This is a genomic window from Catalinimonas locisalis (assembly GCF_038039535.1).
Taxonomy (GTDB): domain Bacteria; phylum Bacteroidota; class Bacteroidia; order Cytophagales; family Cyclobacteriaceae; genus Catalinimonas.
This window is the reverse complement of record NZ_JBBPHP010000104.1, coordinates 1-1,302: the sequence shown is the minus strand read 5'-3', so window position 1 is coordinate 1,302 and position 1,302 is coordinate 1. Positions and strand designations below refer to the sequence as shown.

The 1,302-nt window shown below is 37.5% G+C and carries 1 protein-coding gene; it reads left to right on the top strand.

All coding sequences use genetic code 11. The features are described 5' to 3' along the window. Positions 1-279: 279 nt before the first annotated feature. Positions 280-1,290, top strand: a complete 1,011-nt coding sequence (locus WJR50_RS34040) for an IS110 family RNA-guided transposase (RefSeq protein ID WP_341297786.1) — start codon at positions 280-282, stop codon at positions 1,288-1,290. Positions 1,291-1,302: the final 12 nt, after the last annotated feature.

The window sequence follows — 1,302 nt, the reverse complement described above, 5'->3', positions numbered from 1 at the left end:
CCTTTAGGTTTGTTACATATGAATATTCTTAGAAGAATCAGTTGTTGTTGAGTTGTGGAAATGTGGGTAACTTGATAAAGTTATCCATATTTCCACAACCGAAAAGTTACACCGACAGGGAACAGGTATAGGCGTGGAGTAGGGAAGACCTATCGAGCGATTTTGCCCCCTGCCGGTTTGCTTGTCCATCTTCAAATAGAAATTTAGACTGCCAGGTCTGTTAGTAAGGTTCTGAAGTAGAACAAGCAGCGTAACTATTTATCTAATAAACCTAAAGATATGAAAAATTTCACCTATCAAGTAGGAATTGATGTTGCAAAAGATACGCTGGATTGTACCCTGCTCAAGGAAGGCCAAAAACTCCATTACGATCGTATTGACAACAATGCAAAAGCAGTTTCTAAGTATATTAAATACTTAGAAAAACAGGATGTAGCTTTAAATGAGATACTATTTTGTATGGAGCACACCGGTGTGTACAATGCTCACATCTTACAATTTCTAATAAAGAAAAAGTACTCAGTTTGTTTAGAAGCTGCCATAAGAATAAAAAAAACGTTAGGGTTCACTAGGGGAAAGAATGATGAAATTGACTCTTATCGCATTGCTCGTTATGCTTATCTACATCAAGATGGGCTACGTCTTTGGGTGCCTAGACGTGAAGTAGTACAGCAACTGGCTCATTTGACTACTCTGCGAAAACGCTTGCTCAAAACAAAAACAGCTTTACAACAGCCTTTGGGTGAAACTAAACGCTTTCTGAATAGAACAGCCTATTGCACTGAAAAAGCTATCACTAATCCGGTGGTAAAGTCTATTGATAAACAACAAAAACAAGTAGAAAAGCAGATAAAGAAGCTTATTCAGGAAGATGAAACGCTCCATGAACTCTTTGAACTTGTTACATCAGTAGATGCAGTTGGCCCGGTTACAGCAAGCCATATGTTGGTTGTTACCAATGAGTTCAAGAATTTTAATTGCCCTAAGAAGTTTTCTTGCTATGCTGGCACAGCTCCTTTCGAAAACAGCTCAGGTAGTAGTATACGTGGCAAGAGTCAAGTATCACCTTATGCAAACAAAGAATCCAAGAAACTTTTACATATGGTTGCCATGTCTGCTATTAACATGAAAAACAGTGATTTGGAGCAGTATTATCAACGCAAAGTACAGGAAGGGAAAAACAAAATGTCCGTTATCAATGCTGTAAGAAATAAAATTATTAAACGGATTTTCGCTTGTGTTAGAGATAACCGGAAATATGAAAAAAACTATATACCGGTGCTTGCTTAATCCATAGAAATC

What these genes read in the sequence shown, in the direction of transcription:
- WJR50_RS34040 (WP_341297786.1), top strand. Translation starts at nt 280, where the DNA reads ATGAAAAATTTCACCTATCAAGTAGGAATTGATGTTGCAAAAGATACG.